Consider the following 21,170-nt stretch of genomic DNA (forward strand, 5'->3'; position numbering starts at 1 on the left):
CCGAGGATCACACTGCTACACTCAAGGGGTAAGAAACTGATTTAGCGCATCCGCTATACAAGGTAGCCAACAATGCAAGACGACGCCCTGGTCAATTATGACTTCCACTGCCCCTACTGCGATTCGCCGCTGACCTTCCTGATTGATACGTCACAAGGCAGTCACGATACCTGGGAGGATTGCCATCAATGCTGCGCGCCCATCCAGCTTCAGATCATCGTCTCACCGATGAGCGGAGAACTTGAAAGCGTCGTCGCTGGGCGCGACGACGATGTGCTATAGCTTGATCTAAACGTCTCGTAGAGCAGCCTTCCGCCGGGTCTCATTACGCCGCATGAAAAACCACGCCAACAGTGTCGCCAGCGATACCGTTAGGATAATCAATGTAGCAAGCGCATTGATCTTCGGCGACACCCCCATGCGCACCGACGAAAACACCACCATCGGCAGCGTATTGGCCCCTGGGCCGGAAACAAAGCTGGCGATCACCAGGTCATCCAGGGAGAGGGTAAACGCCAGCAGCCAGCCTGCTGCCAACGCGGGGGTAATGATCGGCAGCGTGATAGAGAAGAAGGTTTTCACTGGAGGTGAGCCCAAATCCATAGCGGCCTCTTCAATGGAGTGATCCACTTCCCGCAGTCGCGCAGCCACCACGACCGCTACATAGGCACTGCAAAAAGTGGTGTGGGCAATCCAAATGGTCGCCATGCCCCGGTCGGCTGGCCAGCCGGTAATCTGCGCCATCTGCACAAATAGCAGCAGTAGCGAAAGACCGGTGATGACTTCGGGCATTACCAGCGGCGCCGTGACCATACTCGACAATGCCGTTTTGCCCCAGAAGTGGCCATAGCGCGTCATTACAAAGGCTGCCACGGTGCCAAGACAAACCGCCATGCTGGCAGCGAAAAACGCGATGCGCAGGCTTGTCCACACCGCCGACAAAATCTGCTGATCTCGAAACAGCTCGCCGTACCACTGGGTGGAGAACCCCGCCCACACCGTGACCAGCTTCGATGCGTTAAACGAATACACCACCAGCACAAACATCGGCAGGTAAAGAAATAGCAGACCAAGCACCAGCATGACCGTCGAGAAGTTCGGCCGTCGCATGCTCATTATTCAAGCTCCTTGGACTGGTAACGATGAAACCAGACAATCGGCACCAGTAAAAGCAGTAGCATTACCATCGCCAGCGCCGACGCCACCGGCCAGTCGCGGTTAAGGAAGAACTCCTCCCACAGCACTTTGCCGATCATTAACGTGTCTGGACCACCCAGCAGTTCAGGAATCACAAACTCCCCTACCGCAGGAATGAACACCAGCATCGAACCGGCCACGATGCCGCCCGTAGAGAGCGGCAAGGTGACTTTGATAAAGGTATTGAGCTTGCGCGAGCCAAGATCTGCAGCGGCCTCTAGCAACGAGTTATCCATGCGCGTTAAGTGGGCATATAGCGGCAGTACCATGAACGGCAAGTAGGCGTAAACAATGCCAATAGTCACTGAGAACTGGGTATTCATCATGCGCAGCGGCGAATCAATCAGGCCAATCCCTATCAACAGGTTATTGATTAACCCACTGTTGCTTAGAATTCCCATCCAGGCATAGACACGAATCAAAAACGACGTCCATGAGGGCAGCATGACCAACAGCAGTAACAGCAACTGCCAGCGGGCCGGTGCCCGGGCCATGGCATACGCCATCGGGTAACCGAGCAACAAACAGGCCAGCGTGGCAATAAACGCCGTTTTCACCGAGCCCCAATAGGCGGCGATGTACAACGAATCTGAGAGCAGAAAGAGATAATTACCCAGATTAAGAAAGACATGCAGCGTCTGATCGGCGTACTCAAGCAGCGGGCCATAGGGCGGAATCGCAATCGCCGCTTCGGAAAGGCTGATTTTGAGCACCAGCGCAAAGGGCAGTAAAAAAAACAGCGTCAGCCACACGAGCGGAAACGCGATCACTGCTCGGCGCCCCAGCTGCAAGCGTTTGAGCAGTGCTGAAGAACGAGATAACTTCATTAAAGGCAGTCTCCTCGCGGTAAGGAATGCATCACTATCGCAATTCAAAGCGTTAGCAGCTCAAGACGCTAGCGGTTCAAAACAATCGTACTGTGATCTTCCCAGTAGACATACACACTGTCTTCCCAGGTGGGTCGATCACCGCGACGCTCGGTATTGGCCATACTGACTTTAATGATTTGGCCCGATTGGGTGCGCACGTAGTAGAGCGAGAAACCGCCTAAATAAGCAATATCATCCACCTTGCCAGCCGCCCAGTTGTACTCCGTAGTGGGCTTTTCACGAGTGAGCCAAATCTTCTCAGGGCGCAGTGCGACCCAAACCCGCCGATTCGACGCTTGTGTGGTAATACCGTGGTCAATATAGATGGGCCGCTCGAGCGCGGGAGCGGCGATACGGCAGTGGTCGGCAGCGTCTTCGATAATTTCGCCTTCAAAAAGATTCACCGTGCCGACGAATTCCGCCACCATGCGGCTCACAGGGCTTTCATAAATATCGATCGGCGAACCTATTTGCTCGATCCAGCCATCGGCCATGATCGCCACACGGTCGGCCATGGTCATCGCCTCTTCCTGGTCGTGGGTGACCATAATGCAGGTCACCCCCACCTGCTCGATGATCTCAACCACTTCAAGCTGCATTTCAGTGCGCAGCTTTTTATCCAATGCGCCCATGGGCTCGTCTAACAGTAACAGCTTAGGCCGCTTGGCCAGCGAACGGGCCAATGCTACTCGCTGGCGCTGGCCGCCAGAGAGCTGATGCGGCTTGCGCTTGGCAAAGCGCTCCATATGCACCAGTTTCAACATTTGCGCGACGCGAGCGTCGATATCCGCTTTGGGGAGCTTATCCTGCTTTAAGCCAAAGGCAATATTCTGCGCCACCGTCATATGCGGAAATAGCGCATAGGACTGGAACATCATATTGATAGGCCGCTTGTGCGGAGGCATAGCGGTGATATTTTCACCGTCTAATAAAATACGGCCTTCGGAGGGCGTCTCAAAGCCCGCCAACATCCTCAGTAGGGTTGATTTACCTGACCCGGAACCACCCAATAGCGCGAAAATTTCCCCGCGCTTAACCTGCAAATTGACATCATCCACCGCCAGCGCATCATCAAACCGTTTGCTTAAACGTTTCACTTCCAGCACCACATCTTCAGCAAACCGCGGGGTTTTGCCCTGGGGTCGTGACGAAGAAGGAGTGATTGGCGAAGCAGATGAAGGCTCGTTCGACAGGGGCGTAGTGACCATTCGCCACTCCCATCAAAAGGCCCGGCAATCCGGGCATTAAAAAAGATGAGCAGCGAGCCATAGAGAATTAACCCCAGACTCGCCGTCGGATAAATGTCGGTTTAACGACCAGACTTTACGCGGTTCCAAATGCGCGTACGTGCACGCAGCACATCTTGAGGCTTTTCAGCCTGCACGTATAGGTTTTGCATGACCTCGGTTTCCGGGTAAATAGCCGGATCATTGATAATTTCATCAGAGAGGTACTCATCGGCTGCCGCGTTAGGATTGGCATAACGCACGTACTCGGTAATTTCAGCGGCGATTTCCGGGTCGAGGATAAAGTTGATAAAGGCGTGAGCGTTTTCAGTATTCGGCGCATCGGCGGGCACTGCCATCATATCGAACCAGAGGGCAGCGCCTTCTTTAGGAATGCTATAAGCGATGGAGAAATCACGCCCAGCTTCTTCGGCACGATCAGCGGCCTGGAATACATCACCGGAATAGCCAGCGGCTACGCAGATATCACCATTCGCCAGATCGGACACATAGCGAGAAGAGTGAAAATAGGTCATGTCGTCGCGAACGTCGGCAATCAGTTCGCCAGCCGCTTCAATATCGTCCAGATTTTCACTCAGGGGGTCTAAACCCAGGTAAGCCATGGCGGGCGAAAGCATTTCATCGGCAGAGTCCAGCATCGACAAGCCGCAGCCCGCTTCGCTCAATGCGGCGGTTATTTCAGGATCAAACAGTAGTGCCCAGCTATCTACCGGCGCATCATCACCCAAAATTTCTTTTACCCGGTCAACGTTATAGCCGATCCCATTAGTGCCCCACATATAAGGAACCGAGTATTCGCTACCGGCGTCGATGGTTTCCAGGTTGGCCATCAGTTCGGGGTTAAGGTTATCTAAATTGGGCAGCAGCTCATGGTTAAGCGGCTGAAAAACACCGGCTTTCACTTGGCGGGTGAAATAGTAGGTAGAAGGTACTACTACATCGTAGCCGGAACGCCCGGCGAGCAGTGCAGCATCCAAAATTTCATTGCTGTCATAAACGTCATAAGTCACTTCAATGCCGGTGCGCTCGGTAAATTTTTCCAGCGTTTCCGGGGCAATGTAGTCTGACCAGTTAAATACCCGCACCTCTTCGGCTTGGGCAGCGCTAGCCGCTGCGACGAATGAGATAGCCGCAACGGCCGCGGAAAGTTTGTGGATGTTCCCCATTATCACTGCTCCTGTTGTCTCAACTAGTCATTAAACAATTCAGCATTCACTAAACAATTCAGCATTCACTAAACAATTCAGCCAAATGTTTTGCCAAGGGTCTTCATACCAAGTGCGCCCTGCTGCTGCCGGCAACAGCCCTCAGCGGCTAACAATAGCGTAGGCCATAATACTGAACGTGCGAATTTTGCGGTGCAGTGACGCCTACCGCAAGCCAATGTGAAAAATTCTTGTATTTTGCCCTACCGACCCCATTAAGTAGCTAGCAAAATAGGTTTTTGTAGTACGCCAATAGGGCAATGCTATTGGCTGGATGGCTTTTTTTAATTTTAGACATTAGTCGCTAGCCGTTAGCATTAGCACTACTTTATGAACCCTTCACTCATGACAACTGGAGATTATCTGAATGTCCTTGATCAACACTGAAGTAAAACCGTTTAAAGCCACTGCTTACCTGAATGGCGAATTCGTCGATGTGACTGAAGCGGATCTGCAAGGCCAGTGGTCTATTTTCTTCTTCTACCCGGCCGATTTTACCTTTGTTTGCCCCACTGAGCTGGGCGATTTGGCCGATCACTATGCCGAGTTCAAAAAGCTGGGCGTTGAGATCTACAGCGTTTCAACCGATACCCACTTCACTCACAAAGCATGGCACGACAGCTCAGAGACCATCGGCAAGCTGCAGTACCCAATGATCGCCGATCCGACGCTACGGATTTCACGTAACTTCGAAGTCTTGATTGAAGACGCGGGTCTTGCTGAGCGCGGCACATTCGTTGTCGACCCAGACGGTAAAATCCAAATTGTCGAAATCAACGCTGGCAATATCGGCCGTAACGCCGAAGAGCTGCTGCGTAAAGTGAAAGCCGCTCAATACGTTCGTGCCAACCCGAACGAAGTATGCCCGGCCAAATGGAAAGAAGGCGAAGAAACGCTCGCACCTTCACTGGATCTTGTAGGCAAAATCTAAACCGCCTACGGCTTTCACGCGCTTGCTCTTATTTGCGTGGCGCAAGAGCGTGCAGGTTCAACGCCCGGGTTTCGCCCGGGCGTTCTGTTTTAAAACAGTTTTAAATTATTAATGATTAGCGCCGTCACACGCGTGTATTTAATACGTCTGTTACTTGCGAGGAAGCTACTGTCATGCTGGACGCCAATTTAAAATCCCAGTTAAAAGCGTATCTGGAAAAAGTGACTCAGCCGTTCGAGATCGTTGCCTCCCTCGATGACGGTGCCAAGTCACAAGAACTTCTCGGCCTGCTTGAGGAAATCAGCAGCCTGAGCGATAAGATTACCCTATACAGCGATGGTCAGGACGCCCGCACGCCATCGTTTGCGATTAACCGCCCGGGTGAAGAGACTGGCGTGGTGTTTGCCGGCATCCCCATGGGCCACGAGTTCACCTCGCTGGTGTTGGCACTGCTGCAAGTCGGCGGCCATCCACCTAAAACGTCTGCTGAGCTACTCGACCAGATCAAAGCTCTCGATGGCGAGATGCTTTTCGAAACTTACTACTCGCTCTCGTGCCAGAACTGCCCTGACGTGGTTCAAGCGCTTAACCTCATGGCTATCTTCAACCCGAACGTTCGTCACGTCGCTATCGACGGTGCACTGTTTCAGGACGAAGTTGAGTCGCGGGAAATCATGTCGGTGCCAAGCATCTATTTGAACGGTAAGCCGTTCGACCAAGGCCGCATGACCCTTGAGCAAATTTTGGCCAAGGTTGACACTGGTGCCGCCGAACGCGATGCCAAAAAGCTCAACGAGAAAGCCGCTTTCGATACGCTCGTCATTGGTGGTGGCCCGGCAGGCGCGGCGGCCGCCATTTACTCAGCACGTAAAGGTATTAACACCGGCATTGCCGCTGAGCGTTTCGGTGGTCAGGTGGCTGACACCATGGGAATTGAAAACTTTATCTCCGTCTCCCATACCGAAGGCCCCAAGCTGGTTAGCGCGCTTGAAGAGCACGTAAAAGATTACGAAGTCGATGTCATGAACCTGCAGCTTGCCACGGCGTTCAAAGCAGCCGAGGCTGAAGGCGGGCTGCACGAAGTCACCTTTGAGTCGGGTGCAACGCTTAAGAGCAAAACCCTGGTACTGGCGACGGGCGCCCGCTGGCGCGAAATGAATGTGCCCGGCGAACAGCAGTACCGCAATAAAGGGGTGGCCTACTGCCCTCACTGTGACGGCCCGCTGTTCAAAGGTAAACGGGTAGCGGTGATCGGCGGCGGTAACTCTGGCGTTGAAGCGGCGATCGATCTGGCGGGTATTGTCGGCCATGTCACGCTCGTAGAGTTTATGGGTGAGATGCGCGCCGATGCAGTGCTGCAGAAAAAGCTCAAGAGCCTGCCTAATGTCGATATTATTCTCAACGCACAAACCACCGAAGTGACGGGCGATGGCAGCCGTGTGAATGGTTTAAACTATAAAGACCGCACGTCTGACGAGAGCAAATCCATCGCGCTGGAAGGTATTTTTGTTCAGATTGGTCTGGTACCTAACACCGAGTGGTTGAAAGGTTCTCCGATTGAAATGACGCCCCGCGGTGAGATCATCGTCGATGCTCACGGTATGACGTCCGTGCCCGGCGTCTTCGCCGCAGGCGATGTAACTACCGTGCCCTACAAGCAGATCATCATTGCCATGGGCGAAGGCGCCAAGGCATCGCTGGGTGCTTTCGACTACTTGATTCGTAATTAAAGGCTATTATTAAAAACCACACTAAAACTAAAGCCCACTGTTACAACAGTGGGTTTTTGGATGGCAGGTAGCTTTCTCCCAACCTGATTGAAGCACCAGTGGGAGGCAGCTTTAGCTCGCGACCACTCAAGCTCCCAGCCTGATGAAACTAAGGGGTGCCTTTGGCACCCCTCGCGCGCTAATAAGTAGCGCCCTCCTACAATAGAATTTCGGCAGAAGACTTTAGCGTGCGAACCTTAGGCTATTCCCTGCCCCTTAAGACGAAGATGGAATCTCTCCCAACACCTCAGGAATTGTCGTCTTCACATAGCGGCCAGGCGCAGGCTCAATGATGTTAAGTTCACCCTCCCCAGGTTGACGCACAGGCACCATTTTTTCGCTATCGGCATAGCCATTGTCGGTCATCCACGCCTGCCAGTGAGGCCACCAGGAACCTTCCTGAGCCGTAGCACTTGCAAGCCACTCCTCATGGCTTTCGGGCAGTGTGTCGTTAGTCCAGTAACCGTATTTGTTTTTATGGGGCGGGTTGACGATACCTGCGATATGCCCCGAGCCACCTAACACAAAAGTGACCGGCCCCTTGGGAAGCAAGGCCCCGTAGTAAGTACTGTTCCACTTGGCGATATGGTCTTCTTTGGTGGACACAAAGTAGCTGGGCACCGAGACCTTACGCAGATCAATTTTCACCCCATCCAGCTCAATGCCACCGGGCTCAACCAAGCGGTTCTCTAAGTACATATGGCGTAAATACCAGGCATGAGTACCTGCGGTTAAATTAGTACCATCGGTATTCCAGTAGAGCAGATCAAAGGCAGCGGGCGTCTCACCCTTCAAGTAGTTATTAATGTAGAACGACCAAAACAGATCATTCTCACGTAGCAAGTTGAAGGTGTAGGCCATCGAGCGCCCATCAAGGTAGCCCTTCGCTTCAAGAGTTTGCTCAATGCCTTCAACCACCCGCTCATTAAGAAATACGCCAATGTCGCCAGGATCACGGAAATCCTGCAGCGTGGCCATATAGGTCACCGACTTTACTTTTCGCCCACGGCGGGTACTGGTGAGATACGCTACCGTAGATGCCGTTAACGTGCCGCCGACACAGTAGCTGAGGAGATTAACCGACTTCTCGCCGCAGGCCTGCTCGATAGCTTCTATCGCGCTAATCGGCCCCATCTGCATATAGTCGGCCCAGGTAATGTCGCGCTGCTCCGGGCCAGGATTACGCCAGGAGATCAGGAACACCGTATGGCCCTGATCCACTAGCCACTTAACCATGGAATTATCTTCACGCAGATCGAGAATGTAGTACTTATTGATCCACGGCGGCACCATTAGCAATGGCGTTTTAAAGGTCTTTTCCGTCGTTGGCGTGTATTGGATCAACTGAATCAGTTCGTTTTCATACACCACTGAACCGGGCGTTACCGCTATGTTTTCGCCCACGCCAAAGGCGGCGCGGTCTGTCATGCGGACATTAATGCCTTCACCAGAGTTACCTAAATCTTCACGTAGGCGGGCCAGACCATCCACTAGGTTTTGACCACGGGTTTCAACAGTGCGCCGCATGACCTCTGGATTGGTGGTTATAAAGTTAGTGGGCGCCATCGCGTTAACCAACTGGCGCGCATAAAACATCAAGTTACGCTTCTGGGTTTCATCCAATCCACTTAAGCTCTCAACCAGCTCTTCCACCATCTGCGAGAACAGTAAGTACTGCTGCATAATGGCCATGTAGTGCGGATCCTGAGTCCAGGCTTCATCTTTGAAACGACGGTCACTTTTGGCCGGGGTAATCAGCGGCGTCATTTGTTCGCCAGCCATGCCACGTAGAGCTTGCTGCCATAATAGCCACTGGTCTTGAAGCAGACGGTTCTGGGTTTCCCACAGCAGCGTCGGGTTTTGCATCAATGACTGCGCACCCGCTTCAAAGCTTTCACGCATATCACTATAAATTGAGTCGGCGGCTTCGCTCGGCGCAATACGGGAAAGCAGATCCTGCATCAATCCTTGGTACTGTTCGCTAATCTCTTTAAGCTGATTATTCCAGGTTTCAATTTCCGCTGGGGATAACCCTTCAGGTAGCCCTTGAGAAAGTCCTTGAGAAAGCCCTTCAGACAGGCTGTCAGAAAGCCCTTGTGATATTGCCTGGAACGGATTGTGCCACGCTGACTGCATACTTATTCTCCCTACGCCTATCTTCGGGCGCACCGACCGCTTTGGCTACGTAAGCATATATAAATTAAAGCTTATAAATGCATCGCGGCGCCCTTGGGCGCCGCGATGAGTTCACTAATCAGCTTTTGCGCGATGACTGACTAGAGGCTTTGGCAGGTTGCTCGCTTTTGGTAGCAGCCTTGGCTTGCTCGGACATTTGCTGACCGGCTTCGCTGAACATTTTTTCCATTTCAGACTTAAACTGCAGGCTCATTTCGCTCATGACGCGCGCGTCTTCCTGCATTTGCTGAGACAGCTCGTTCATCATTTCAGCTTGCTTGGTGCCGAAATCACGCAGGCTTTCTGCGTCTTGAATTTCAGTGGCGCTACGAATGCGCTCTGTACCCATCTGGCTGTAACGCTTCATAGCTTCCAGCTGATACTGGGTCATTTTTTCCATGTTGTTGAGCATCAGCGAATTAATTTTACGCATTGGCTCAAACATTTGCTTAGTTTGGGCGTTGAAGGCGTCCATCATATTGTCTTGCATAGTGTCTGCTCCTGTTTAGTTCCTTGGCATGAGCCTTGGAGTGACTCATCGTGATGTAGCTTGTCTTGCCTTACCTTGATTTGCTGCACTGCAAAAAGAGTAGTCCCTGGCATGCTGCATTGCAACAGCGACACTGTTTTAAGTAGCCGTATTCAGTAATACTGACTTCAGTGACGCTGCACAAACCTACGTTGCGACGACCTCATGCTGCGAAACCCCATGTTGCAACAGCCTACTATTACAAAAACGTCTCCACGTTGCCTTTCTCATATCGCCGTTAGCGACCATCCCCTCTTTACCAAACGCTTTCAATCCACTTTTCGCCATCTATTTTTGCCAGACTAGCGTTACTGATTTATGAATCACTGCGCTTGGATGTTGAACGTGTGCTTGAACCGGTACGAGAACGCGACGATGCTGTTGACTTAGCCTTGCCACCACTACCGGCACTTTTATTAGCACTACTATTATTAGTACTGTTCGCCCTGGAACTCGCCGCACTGCTTTTAGTGCTGGTGTTACCGCCCTGCTCAGCCCCGCTGGCGTTAGTCGAGGACGCACTAGTGGAATTAGTGCTGGCGCTACCCGCTTGGCGCAACATATCCAGCATCATTTGCTGATAAGTGCCGAAGTTGGCTAGCCCTTGAGACAGTCCTTCAGACAAGCCCTGCGATAGCCCTTGCTGCATCATCGGCTGCTGGAGAAAGGGCCGCATAAGACTCATGGGGTCATAGCCCTCTACCCCAGACTCCATCTGCCGTTGGATATTTTCCAGCAGGTTTTTCTGGAAGGCTTCGACATCCGGCAGGCCCAGTGATTGGCGAAATTCATCCGGAGTAAGATCAAACTCAACGTTAATCTTCATAGGCGGCTCCTGCACTGTTTGTCACGACCAGTTGTCATGCATTTGTTTTGTTTGAGTGTAGCAGCGAACTGCAAACCTCACCGTATTGCGTTAGCGCTGAGTTAAACGCGGCGTATCAACGCTTACCTCACCATTTTGTCCGCGATGACGCAGCCAGTGATCCAACAGCGTAATCGCCATCATCGCCTCAGCAATGGGCGTTGCACGAATACCCACGCAGGGGTCGTGACGCCCTTTGGTAATCACTTCGACGGCCTGTCCATGGATATCGATGGAGCGACCCGGCGTGGTGATGCTGGACGTCGGTTTTAATGCCAAGCGAGCCACAATGGGCTGGCCGCTGGAGATACCACCGAGTACGCCACCGGCATGATTGGAGAGAAAGCCTTCTGGGGTCATCTCGTCACGGTGCTCACTACCGCGCTGGGCGACACAGCCAAACCCTGCACCTATCTCCACACCTTTTACCGCATTAATACTCATCAAACCATGCGCCAGATCAGCATCCAGGCGGTCAAACACCGGTTCGCCCAGACCTACAGGCACGCCTTCGGCAATCACGGTGATCTCAGCACCTACTGAATCCTGGTCGCGACGCAGCTGATCCATGTAGGCTTCCAGTTCGGCTACGCGCTCCGGGTCAGGGCAGAAAAAGGCATTTTGGCCCACCGACTCCCACTGCTTGAAATCAATTTTGATCGGGCCTAGCTGGCTCATATAGCCGCGGATCTGTACGCCTTGGGCGGCCAAATACTTCTTGGCAATCGCCCCAGCCGCCACTCGCATGGCGGTTTCACGGGCGCTGGAGCGCCCGCCGCCACGGTAGTCGCGGTGACCATATTTATGGTGATAGGTGTAATCCGCATGGGCGGGCCGAAACTGCTCTTTGATTTTTGAGTAGTCGTTGGAGCGCTGGTCGGTATTTTCGATTAACAGGCCAATAGAGGTACCGGTAGTCTTGCCTTCAAACACCCCAGACAGGATGCGCACCTGATCAGGCTCTTTGCGTTGGGTGGTATGCCGCGAACTGCCCGGTCTGCGGCGATCTAGATCGTGCTGTAAATCTGCTTCGCTTAACGGTAGCCCAGGCGGGCAGCCATCAACAATCGCGCCGAGCGCAGGACCGTGGCTCTCACCGAAAGTAGTGACGGTAAATAGTTTGCCAAACGTATTGCCAGACATGGCGGTTAGTTCCTCACTGGAAAGACGCCGCATGGGCGTCGAGTTCAGCGGCGCTCAAGGCAAACACGCCCTGGCCGCCACGCTCGAATTCAAGCCATAGGAAAGGCACGTCGGGAAACGCCGCTTCCACATGGCGATCAGAGTTGCCGACTTCTACGATCAGCCAGCCCTCATCGGTTAGGTGTTCCCGCGCTTCACGCAGTATGCGTCGGACAATATCCAGGCCATCGCTGCCCGCCCCCAGCGCTAGCGATGGCTCATGGCGAAATTCGGCAGGCATAGTAGCCAGGTCGCGGGCATCCACATAGGGCGGGTTGGAAACGATAAGATCAAAACGTCGGCCTTCCAAGCCGCTGAATACATCCGATTCCACCGCTCGTACCCGGTCGCCCACATCGTGGCGGGTAATATTTTGTCGTGCCACGGCCAGGGCATCCTGGCTGATATCGGCAAGCACCACTTCGCAGGTGGGTAAATAGAGCGCTGTAGCAATGCCGATACAACCAGAACCGGTGCATAGATCCAGCACGCTAGCGGGCGGCTCTTCGGGGAACCAGGCGGCAAAGCCATCTTCAATCAGCTCGGCAATCGGCGAGCGCGGAATCAGCACGCGCTCATCAACGCTAAACGGGTGACCGGCAAAAAAACTTTCGCCGAGCAGGTAAGGCAGCGGACGGCGGGTGGTAACACGCTCCCGCGCCAGAGCAATAATCCGCTGGCGTTCCACGGGCAGAAGCCGCGCTTCTAACACACTGGGGTCAATATTCCACGGCAGATGCAGCGCGCCTAAGCAGAGCGCCACCGCCTCATCCCAGGCAGAGTCAGTACCATGGCCGTAGTGCAGGCCCGCCAGATAAAACTCGCTGGAGACCCAGCGCAGATAGTCGCGTAGCGTAAAGAGCTGGCTCACCAGCAACGACTCCGACAGGGAAAGGGTTGAGTGAGAATGCTCAACGTTTAAATGCGTGGTCACAGCAGCTCCTGGTTAACGATAATCATGGCGGCAGGCAATAGAACCTGAACCATATGACGAATAAAAGATTGTACCTTTCACGCCGCCCGGTTCACAGCAACGCTCAGCCCGCTATACTGTGCTTCTTTAACTGATTCACCTGTGCTAGCCCATTTTTCTGCCACCCGAGCCTGACATGACGCGACACCGCCACCTGCCAAATGATGACGATATCAGTGCCTTCCGCGACGCCTTGAAGGCGGCGGGGGTACGCCCTATCGCCACCAATCAGGCCGACCCTGGCAAACCCAAGCGCGACGTTCAGGCCCATGAAGCGCGGCGTAACGCGGCGGTCGAGAGCAGCGCTCCTCAGTCCAGCGGACGCACTTCGGACGGGCGGGTGGAAGCCGTGCGCCCCTCGGAGTACCTCGAGTTCAGCGTGCCCGACTTGCCATGGCGTACGTTTAGTCAGCTGAAGCGCGGCCAAACCTCATGGCAGGCGGGGCTTGATTTGCATGGCTATACGCTGGAGGAGGCCCGGGTGGAACTGGAGAGTTTTCTACGCGACTCGGCTGGCCAGGGCCTGCGCTGTGTGCTGGTGGTGCACGGCAAAGCGTGGGGCACCACCTCGGATTTTCCAGTGCTCAAAAGCCATACCAACACCTGGCTGCGGGAGTGGCCGGGGGTGCTGGCGTTCTGCTCGGCCATCGATATCGACGGTGGTACCGGAGCAGTCTATATATTGCTACGCAAGCGGGGCCAGTAGCCCTCTACTCGGTTGCGTCGGAAGCGATACCAGGCATGCGGCGTTCCAGCGCTTCATCTGCCAAATGGCGGCCAAGGCGAATCAAGTCTCGGCCCCGGTAAAATTCATAAGTGCTACACACAGTTTTGGGTATTTCGATCAGTACATCAGGTGGATAACCCGCCACCTTATACTTGGCCAACGCCGCCTGTGTAATATCGAATGACTCCAAAATCATATCGAGCTTGCTCCACTCGCGCTTACCACGCGCTTCAGTGGTTTCCTCTAGCTCTTCGTCATCGCCCTCCCCGTTTGCGCCATCGCCATTAGCCCCCAGCCCTGCCCACAGTTTTTGCGTTGCGGCACGAACATCGCCTATCCAACTACCCATACGTTGATCACGGTCGATCTCACTTTGGGTGCGACTATCGGCTGTTTCCTCCTCTTTAGGCAGTAACTCCTCTAAGGTCACCGGCAAAGGGCTATGGGCAGTCACATTAACCGCTACCACAAAGTCGGCTTGGTGGGCGGCTACCATGGGCATAATCGGCAGCGGATTTAGTAACCCGCCATCTACTAGCACCTGCTCGCCTAGATGAACCGGGGTTATAACACCCGGTACGGCCATTGAGGCACGAATCGCCTGCAGCAAGGGGCCACTTTGAAACCACACTTCCCGCTGACGCACTAGGTCTGTCGCTACCGTAGTGACGGGGATCGCTAGATCTTCAATCAGGATATCGCCGACCAGCGCTTCCAGTTTGCTCATGACTTTGCTGGCACGCATCGCGCCCATTGGACTCCAGGTGACGTCCACCAGTTTGAGCACATCAAGGTAGTCGAGTTGGCACACCCAGTCACGGTATTCAGGCAGCTTACCCGCGGCATAAATACCGCCAATCACTGCGCCCATTGAACACCCTGATACCGCCACAATTTCAAACCCTCGCGCCTCTAGCGCTTCAATCACGCCAATGTGCGCATAGCCACGAGCGCCACCGCTGCCTAGCACCAGTGCGACCTTGTTGCCACTATTCAAATGAGCCAATTCATTCATGCTATGTTTCCTGCCTAGCCAGTACCCGTGTTACCCCAGTGAGCGCCGATAACCGAGGCGACTTGCGACACTGCCCTGGGCTCCAAGTGTAAATGATGCCCTCCCTTGAGCACCTTGCGGGTTAACCCTTTAACTGCTTGCCGCGCCTCTTGAGCCCATTGGCGGTCACCCAAAATCCCCTGTTCTCCTTCTATCAATAGCAACGGAGCGTTAATTTCCGCCAGTAGCGATAGCACTTGCTGCGGAGTAAAACGCACCAGGGACGGCTTCAGTAGTCGACTGTCGGTGCGCATTTGTACATGACCATCGGCAGTAGGCTGGGTGTTACGCTCGACTAGCGGTGTTGCCGTGATGCTATCCAGCGGCGTGACCCCGCCTGCAACACGCGCAGCAACGGCAGTCTCGAGATCGGGATAACGCGGCGCTCGTGACAGCGGCCGTCGGTAGGCAGTCAGCCCCTTGCGCAGCTGACTGGCGGTCTCTTCACTGGGCGTATTGAGGGCACCAAGCCCATCAATCAGCGTTAATCGCTCGACGCGTTCAGGTAGTGAAGCCGCAAGCAAGCAGGCCACTGCCGCCCCCATGGAATGGGCCAGTAAGCTGGTTTGCTCAAGTCCCAATGACTCCATGGCATCCAATACGTCATGGCAATAGTCCCATAGGGCATAGTCACCGCCCTGTGGCGCGTGTGCCGAATGGCCGTGGCCGCGAAAATCCAACGCCACAATACGAATATCCAACGCCTCGACCAACAGCGGGGCTAACCGAGTAAAGCTGGCTGCATTATCCAGCCAGCCGTGTAAGGCCAACCAGGTTGGGGCGTCAGAACGCCCCCAGCTCAGCGCCCCTAGGCGTCCTTGAGCAAGGGAAAGCGGCTTTGGCGCAACACAGTGCGTCGCCGGAGTGTTTTGGAGCATAAATAGCAGTCCTGAATAAACAGCTAATGATCCGAAATGAACGGTCGCGTCACTGGATCAGCAAGATGACGGCGCAGACGACAAACGTTACCATGCTAGGCATATTTTACTTCAACCTTGTACTTAACATCGTACTTAACATCGTACTTAACATAGTCCTTAACACTGCATTGGTGCCGTTATGAAACCACGTCGTGATACCCGCGCCCGTAATCTGGTCTTTTTTGTTGCTGTCATCAGCGCCACCGTCGTCGGCTTTTGGCTGGCCCGCTGATTCATGAGTCGTCAAAGCCTCACCGAATTAAGCTTCACCTAGCAGCCCCAGGCTGGCTGCCGGCGCCTGTCGACGTAAACCCCGCGAAAGCGCATGGCCAATAACACCGATCAAAAGCGCCCCGCCAACGGGGAGAAAGACCCATAGCCCCAGGTGCAAACGCGGAGTGAGATCCAACAGGTAAATATACAGCACGGCCGAGGTTAGCTCTGCAAGCACTGCGCCCATCAAACCACTGGCAAAGCCCAACAACGCATATTCAGCCCCCTGTACCCGTGAAATCATCCGGCTGCCTGCGCCAAATACGCGCAGTAGCCCGCTTTCATGGGCACGCACCGGGAGGCTTGCGGTCAACGCGGCATACAGCACGCTAATCCCTGCTAGTAGCACCAAGGCGAGCACCAACTCCACTGCCCGGGTGACCTGGGCGAGCACATCCCGCACCTGCCCTAAAATCGCGTCCACATTAAGCAACGAGACGCCCGGGAAGTCGGTAATTAGCTCACGAATCAGCCCCTGCTCCGCCTCAGGCAGATGAAAAGCGGTAATATAGCTATGGCCAAACTGCTCCAGTACGCCCGGTGGAAAGATAACGAAGAAATTAGGCTGAAAGCTATCCCAATTCAGGCTGCGCAGGCTGGTAATTTGGGTAGTGATCTCGTCGCTACCCACCGAGAAGGTCATCTCATCACCAATGCTTAGTCCAAGTCTTTCGGCAAGCCCATCCTCCATAGAAATGGGGATCGGCGCCGACTGTGGTGTTGCCTCCACGGCGTTCATCCAGCCTTGGCTTTCCTCGCGGTTCTCACCAGTGGCGTTAATGCCCAGCTGCATTGGTGTGAACCACTCCCCAGCCACCACTTGGTTGCCTTCTGGCACTTCAGATTGCCAAGTGAGGTTGAGCTCGCGGCGCAGTGAGTTGTCGCCACGGGCATCCGGCGGCACGGCGTCTCGAGGCGGCTGATCATTAATCGCGATCACTCGCCCTCGCACCATTGGGTAAAGGGTGCTTTGGGTTTCCACCCGCGGCGATACCGCCGCTTCAAAGGGGTCACGCTCGGAAGGCTGAATATTGATGGCAAAGTAGTTGGGCGTATTTTCAGGCAGCTGATCCTGCCAGGTGCTTAGCAAGTCGCCACGCACTAAGACAATCATCGCCATGGCAAAGAAGGTCACCGAAAAGGCCAACAACTGCCCTAGGCCCGCTTGTCGCCGACGAGCCAATTGGCGCCCACCTAAACGCAGCGCCTGTGACCACTCACTGCGCCCTGAGAACCGCTGTACCACACGCAGTAAGCCGCTCAGTAATAAGGCACTAATTATCCACAGCACGCCAAGTAGCAGCGCACCGCCGATCAATAGTCCAACCGCCAGCGGCAGGCTACCCGAGTAGAGCCAAAGCAATCCACCAAACACGATACTCGCTACGCCGACGACCAGCCAGGCCGATGGCGGCAGTGGATCAAGCTCACGACGCAGTACTTTTAGTGCGCTGACTTGCTTGATACGCAACAGTGTTGGTCCGGCGAACCCAACCAGCACGGCAAGCGCGGTGAAGACCCCCAACCCCAGTGGCATCAGCCCCGGTGGCGGAAGTGTCATGGGTAGAAAACTCACTAACAGCCAAATCAGCACCGCTTGGCCAAGAAGGCCAAGCAGTGCTCCAATGACAGCCGCGACCATTGCCAAGCCGAGTAACTGAAGAGTAAAAATTGTCACTAACTGGCGCTGGCTGGCACCAAAACAGCGCAATAGCGCAGCGGTATCCAAATGGCGCTCGACATAGCGCCGGGTAGACATTGCCACGGCCACACCCGCCAGCAATACCGCCGCTAACCCTGCTAACCCCAGGTAGCTTTCCGCACGCTGTAACGCATTACCAAGCTGGGGACGGTCAACGCGAACATCTCGCACTTCTACCCCGTTGCGACGTAGCTCGGCAAGCAGACCTTGCACTTGATCAAGCGCTTCTGGCGGGCCTGCGGCTAGAATTTCAAACTCAATCCGCGAGCCTTCTTGAACCAGGCCGGTCGCCTCGACATCCGCCGTATTGAGCATCAAACGCGGGTTAAAATTACTAAAACCGCCGGACTGATCCGCTTCACGCTCGATGATCCCCGTTACGGCCAGCTCGGTTTGTCCCACCTGTACTCGGTCACCCAGCTCGATTTCGACCAGCTCCATGAGGCGAGGGTCAGCCCACGCCTCCCCTGGCGGCGGACCAGAGGCAATTTGCTCGGTACCATCGCCAAAATCTACGTAGGAGACACCGTAGTGTGGGTAGGCTTCATCCACGGCTTTTAAGCTGGCAGGCTGAAAGCGCCCATCGCGGCTAATCATCGACACCAAGTCCACTTGGTCGCTAAGCACAAAACCAGCGTTCTCCAAGCGCTCTCTCAGCTCCGTTGAAAAAGGATCACGCTGCTCTAGCACCAGATCACCGCCCAACATCTGCCCTGCCTGGCGCTCCAGACCGCGCTCTAACCGATCAAGAAAAAACGCAATCATGGTGGAAGCTGCAACAGCCAAAACCAGGGCAATAAATAGCGCACGAACATCAGCAGCGCGCAGATCTCGCTTGAGACTGCGCATCGCCAAACGCCAATTCACATCACTCATTGCGCGCCCTCATCAATCGAAGCGGCGGCTGGCACGATGTTTTCAAGTACGGCTTCTAGCTTGCCATGATCTAATCGCAAGCAGCGATCACAGCGCCGAGCCAAGGCGTGGTCGTGGGTAACCAGAATAAGCGTAGTGCCCGCCTCACGATTGAGCTGGAAGAGAAGATCAATGACTTGCTCACCGGTATCCGGATCCAGGTTGCCGGTGGGCTCATCGGCAAATACCAGCTCGGGGTCGGTAACAAAGGCACGGGCCACGGCAACGCGCTGCTGTTCGCCACCAGAAAGCTGTTTGGGTAAGTGATTCACTCGCTCACCAAGCCCTACACGCTCCAACCATTGAGCAGCGGTTTGCGTTTCCCCTGCGCGGGGCGACAACTCAAGGGGTAACATGACGTTTTCGAGCGCGCTCAAAGTGGGCAGCAGTTGAAAGTTCTGGAACACAAAGCCTACTCGCCCGGCACGCAACGCTGCTCGCCCATCTTCATCCAAACGGCTTAATGCGTGGCCAAACAGCGTTAGCTCACCGTCGCTTGGCGTATCAAGACCCGCCAGCAAGCCTAGTAGCGTTGATTTCCCAGCGCCGCTTTTACCCAGAATCGCTACACTCTCTCCCGCTGCTACGCTCAGCGACAGGTCGTGTAAGATGGTGAGAGAGCGTTCACCGCTGGTGACTTTTTTAGACAGTTTGTCAGCGTGCAACACGGGTTGCCTAACAGCGCCCTGGGGAACATCAGCTACCGCTTGATTGTCGGTAGAAGCTTGGCGCTCACTTTGAAGTGCCTCGCTCGACATGGATATATCCGTAGCAGCATTGGCAGCTTTATCTGAGGAGCTTGAACTTGAGGAATAAGACATGAAGCGTGGCATCCCTATGGCATGGCATGGACTGAACCGCATGGTAACCGGATGGCTGGTGCTGCTGATAGTCACCTTTGCCTCATCGTCTATCAACGCAGAGCCTGTCAACGCAGACACAAACCCGAACCCCACCCTGCTGGTAATGGGTGATAGCTTAAGCGCCGCTTACGGCATAGAGCGTGATGAGGGCTGGGTGAACCTACTGGCAGAACGCTTGGAAGGTGATGCCCAAGTCATTAACGCCAGCATTAGTGGTGAAACGACGTCCGGCGGATTACAAAGGTTTACTGACCTTATCGGACAGCGGCAGCCGGATATTGTTCTCATCGAACTAGGTGGCAATGATGGTCTACGCGGCTTATCACCTGACCAAATGCAGGCAAACCTAGCCAGTATGATTGAGCAGAGCCAAGACGCTGGAGCTCAGGTGCTGCTGCTAGGGATCGATATCCCGCCTAACTATGGCCAAGCGTACCGAGACGCCTTCACCGGAGTTTTCCATTCGCTGGCGGAGGAGTATGACGTTTCCCTAGTGCCTTTTTTATTGGAAGATATTGCCCTGAACGACGCACTAATGCAGAGCGACGGCATTCACCCTACCGCCGATGCACAGCCAATTATTCTCGATAATGTATGGGAAGCGTTAGAACCGTTACTCCCATAACATTTACCAATAGCTTCATTGGCCTGCATACTTCAAGTATCACTATTAAGTTAGGCATCCGCTGCAGCACTGCAGCGGTGTACCATAAAAACCAAACGTTCGCTTTAGCGCATATCATCTGCCATATGCGTCAACAACAGCAACGTGGCGGAATAATAGTCATCTTCTTCCTTTGGAACAGGATCAGGTAAGGCTTGGTTATTCGCAAACGCATTGATCGCTCTCACACCACGCGATATGGGGTACTCTGCTCGCTCATCGGTAGTAACGTTTATCCATGCGGAAGCGGGCTGATAGGCAGGATCATTCCAAAAGGCCGTTATACTACCAATACTTGCACCCTCATCACGCCCTCCCCAAGCAAAATAGAGCGGAATACGTACAGCATCAAAGCTAAAACGCGGTTCCCACTCTTCTGCTGGAGAGACGACACCATCCGCAGTCAGCGTTACCCAATCAGTGGGTAATCTATAGCGGCCAAAAGTGGTTTCGTCTAACAAAGAGACTCCATCATCAATCAATGCTTGCCAGGGTTCTTCAGGTGCCATCTCAGCAAAGTCCTGCATAGCGGGAACAAACCAATAGGAAAGATTGAGGTCAGCCGTATCGCTGTGTTTAAACCCCTCAATCCCAGGCAGCAGCACTGTATAACCAGCCATATCGGTGACTAGCTCATCCACGATAGCACGCCGGATACTGCTCGACGCGTTGGCGTAGTTTCGATTATCCCACTGCTCAGCGGCCAGATATAACGCCCAGGCGATGAACAAATCGCCGTCTGAGGCGTTATTATTGTCACGCACGGGTGGTGTTTTGCTGGGGTCATATCGCCATGAGAAAAGCGATACATCCTGCCGTCCCAATTGCTGACGGGTCCACTGCCAAAGCTTATGGAAAGTCTGCTGATCGCCATAATGCTGCGCTAGCATCATGCCCCACCCTTGACCTTCTGAATGGCTAATATTGCCATTACCAGTATCGATAACTCTGCCTTCATCGGTTATAAAACGATCAACATATGCCTCCCATGCACGATCCACCCTTCTTTCGTCTGCACTAGCAGTGACAATACCGCAGAGTCCTGCTACGAGTGTTAAAACCGCTATAACACGGGACGGTATTGTCTTCATCGCTATGTTCCCTCAAATA

General features: G+C 54.1%; 19 protein-coding genes. 5 read left to right on the top strand and 14 right to left on the bottom strand.

Features of this window, described 5'->3' with window-relative positions; genetic code table 11:
* Window positions 1-72 precede the first annotated feature (72 nt).
* On the top strand, window positions 73-282 hold the full coding sequence (locus tag KF947_RS03500) for a CPXCG motif-containing cysteine-rich protein (protein WP_088700406.1): 210 nt from the start codon (window positions 73-75) through the stop codon (window positions 280-282).
* 6 nt (window positions 283-288) lie between these two features.
* On the opposite strand, the gene KF947_RS03505 is transcribed toward KF947_RS03500, so the two are convergent.
* From KF947_RS03505 to KF947_RS03520, 4 genes are all read right to left on the bottom strand, one after another.
* Window positions 289-1,116 carry an ABC transporter permease subunit gene (locus KF947_RS03505; RefSeq protein WP_227405457.1) on the bottom strand — a complete coding sequence of 276 codons (828 nt, stop codon included), beginning with the start codon at window positions 1,114-1,116 and terminating at the stop codon, window positions 289-291.
* Entirely contained in the window at window positions 1,116-2,024 is a 909-nt protein-coding gene (locus tag KF947_RS03510; RefSeq protein ID WP_133732799.1) for an ABC transporter permease subunit, read from the bottom strand. The genes KF947_RS03505 and KF947_RS03510 overlap by 1 nt, the downstream gene beginning before the upstream one ends.
* A 68-nt stretch (window positions 2,025-2,092) precedes the next feature.
* The gene (locus tag KF947_RS03515; RefSeq protein ID WP_133732800.1) at window positions 2,093-3,274 is read right to left on the bottom strand and encodes an ABC transporter ATP-binding protein; all 1,182 of its coding nucleotides are present in this window, start codon (window positions 3,272-3,274) and stop codon (window positions 2,093-2,095) included.
* Between the two features lie 101 nt (window positions 3,275-3,375).
* Window positions 3,376-4,479 (bottom strand): polyamine ABC transporter substrate-binding protein, encoded by a 1,104-nt coding sequence (locus tag KF947_RS03520; protein ID WP_227405458.1) that lies wholly within the window; start codon window positions 4,477-4,479, stop codon window positions 3,376-3,378.
* Between the two features lie 406 nt (window positions 4,480-4,885).
* On the opposite strand from KF947_RS03520, the gene ahpC reads away from it, so the two are divergent.
* Window positions 4,886-5,449 carry an alkyl hydroperoxide reductase subunit C gene (ahpC, locus tag KF947_RS03525; protein WP_064233589.1) on the top strand — a complete coding sequence of 188 codons (564 nt, stop codon included), beginning with the start codon at window positions 4,886-4,888 and terminating at the stop codon, window positions 5,447-5,449.
* Between the two features lie 173 nt (window positions 5,450-5,622).
* Entirely contained in the window at window positions 5,623-7,179 is a 1,557-nt protein-coding gene (ahpF, locus tag KF947_RS03530) for an alkyl hydroperoxide reductase subunit F (RefSeq protein ID WP_227405459.1), read from the top strand.
* Between the two features lie 255 nt (window positions 7,180-7,434).
* Here the strand turns inward: ahpF and phaC are convergent, their stop codons facing one another.
* From phaC to prmB, 5 genes are all read right to left on the bottom strand, one after another.
* On the bottom strand, window positions 7,435-9,354 hold the full coding sequence (phaC, locus tag KF947_RS03535; RefSeq protein WP_227405460.1) for a class I poly(R)-hydroxyalkanoic acid synthase: 1,920 nt from the start codon (window positions 9,352-9,354) through the stop codon (window positions 7,435-7,437).
* Between the two features lie 118 nt (window positions 9,355-9,472).
* Window positions 9,473-9,883 carry a phasin family protein gene (locus KF947_RS03540; RefSeq protein ID WP_007113285.1) on the bottom strand — a complete coding sequence of 137 codons (411 nt, stop codon included), beginning with the start codon at window positions 9,881-9,883 and terminating at the stop codon, window positions 9,473-9,475.
* Window positions 9,884-10,238: 355 nt separating this feature from the next.
* Complete coding sequence (locus KF947_RS03545) at window positions 10,239-10,748, bottom strand: hypothetical protein (RefSeq protein ID WP_133732804.1); 510 nt, start codon at window positions 10,746-10,748, stop codon at window positions 10,239-10,241.
* 90 nt (window positions 10,749-10,838) lie between these two features.
* Window positions 10,839-11,930 carry a chorismate synthase gene (aroC, locus tag KF947_RS03550; RefSeq protein WP_133732805.1) on the bottom strand — a complete coding sequence of 364 codons (1,092 nt, stop codon included), beginning with the start codon at window positions 11,928-11,930 and terminating at the stop codon, window positions 10,839-10,841.
* A 13-nt stretch (window positions 11,931-11,943) separates the two neighbouring features.
* Window positions 11,944-12,903: a 50S ribosomal protein L3 N(5)-glutamine methyltransferase gene (prmB, locus tag KF947_RS03555; protein WP_227405461.1), complete on the bottom strand. Its 960-nt coding sequence runs from the start codon at window positions 12,901-12,903 to the stop codon at window positions 11,944-11,946.
* Between the two features lie 175 nt (window positions 12,904-13,078).
* Between prmB and KF947_RS03560 the strand changes: the two genes are divergently transcribed.
* Window positions 13,079-13,648: a Smr/MutS family protein gene (locus KF947_RS03560; protein WP_133732807.1), complete on the top strand. Its 570-nt coding sequence runs from the start codon at window positions 13,079-13,081 to the stop codon at window positions 13,646-13,648.
* A gap of 4 nt (window positions 13,649-13,652) precedes the next feature.
* Here KF947_RS03560 and KF947_RS03565 read toward each other — a convergent pair whose 3' ends face one another.
* The 4 genes from KF947_RS03565 to KF947_RS03580 all read right to left on the bottom strand — a co-directional run bounded on the left by KF947_RS03565 (window position 13,653) and on the right by KF947_RS03580 (window position 19,291).
* Window positions 13,653-14,684, bottom strand: a complete 1,032-nt coding sequence (locus KF947_RS03565) for a patatin-like phospholipase family protein (protein WP_133732808.1) — start codon at window positions 14,682-14,684, stop codon at window positions 13,653-13,655.
* A 14-nt stretch (window positions 14,685-14,698) separates the two neighbouring features.
* On the bottom strand, window positions 14,699-15,601 hold the full coding sequence (locus KF947_RS03570; RefSeq protein WP_227405462.1) for an alpha/beta fold hydrolase: 903 nt from the start codon (window positions 15,599-15,601) through the stop codon (window positions 14,699-14,701).
* Between the two features lie 301 nt (window positions 15,602-15,902).
* Window positions 15,903-18,494 carry an ABC transporter permease gene (locus KF947_RS03575; RefSeq protein ID WP_227405463.1) on the bottom strand — a complete coding sequence of 864 codons (2,592 nt, stop codon included), beginning with the start codon at window positions 18,492-18,494 and terminating at the stop codon, window positions 15,903-15,905.
* The gene (locus KF947_RS03580; protein WP_227405464.1) at window positions 18,491-19,291 is read right to left on the bottom strand and encodes an ABC transporter ATP-binding protein; all 801 of its coding nucleotides are present in this window, start codon (window positions 19,289-19,291) and stop codon (window positions 18,491-18,493) included. The genes KF947_RS03575 and KF947_RS03580 overlap by 4 nt, the downstream gene beginning before the upstream one ends.
* Before the next feature lie 61 nt (window positions 19,292-19,352).
* On the opposite strand from KF947_RS03580, the gene KF947_RS03585 reads away from it, so the two are divergent.
* Entirely contained in the window at window positions 19,353-20,021 is a 669-nt protein-coding gene (locus tag KF947_RS03585; protein ID WP_227405465.1) for an arylesterase, read from the top strand.
* 104 nt (window positions 20,022-20,125) lie between these two features.
* On the opposite strand, the gene KF947_RS03590 is transcribed toward KF947_RS03585, so the two are convergent.
* Window positions 20,126-21,151, bottom strand: coding sequence for a glycosyl hydrolase family 8 (locus KF947_RS03590; protein ID WP_133732812.1), 1,026 nt, complete (start codon window positions 21,149-21,151; stop codon window positions 20,126-20,128).
* Between the last annotated feature and the right edge of the window lie 19 nt (window positions 21,152-21,170).

It is taken from the genome of Halomonas sp. FeN2 (genome assembly GCF_020595105.1).
Taxonomy (GTDB): Bacteria; Pseudomonadota; Gammaproteobacteria; order Pseudomonadales; family Halomonadaceae; genus Vreelandella; species Vreelandella neptunia.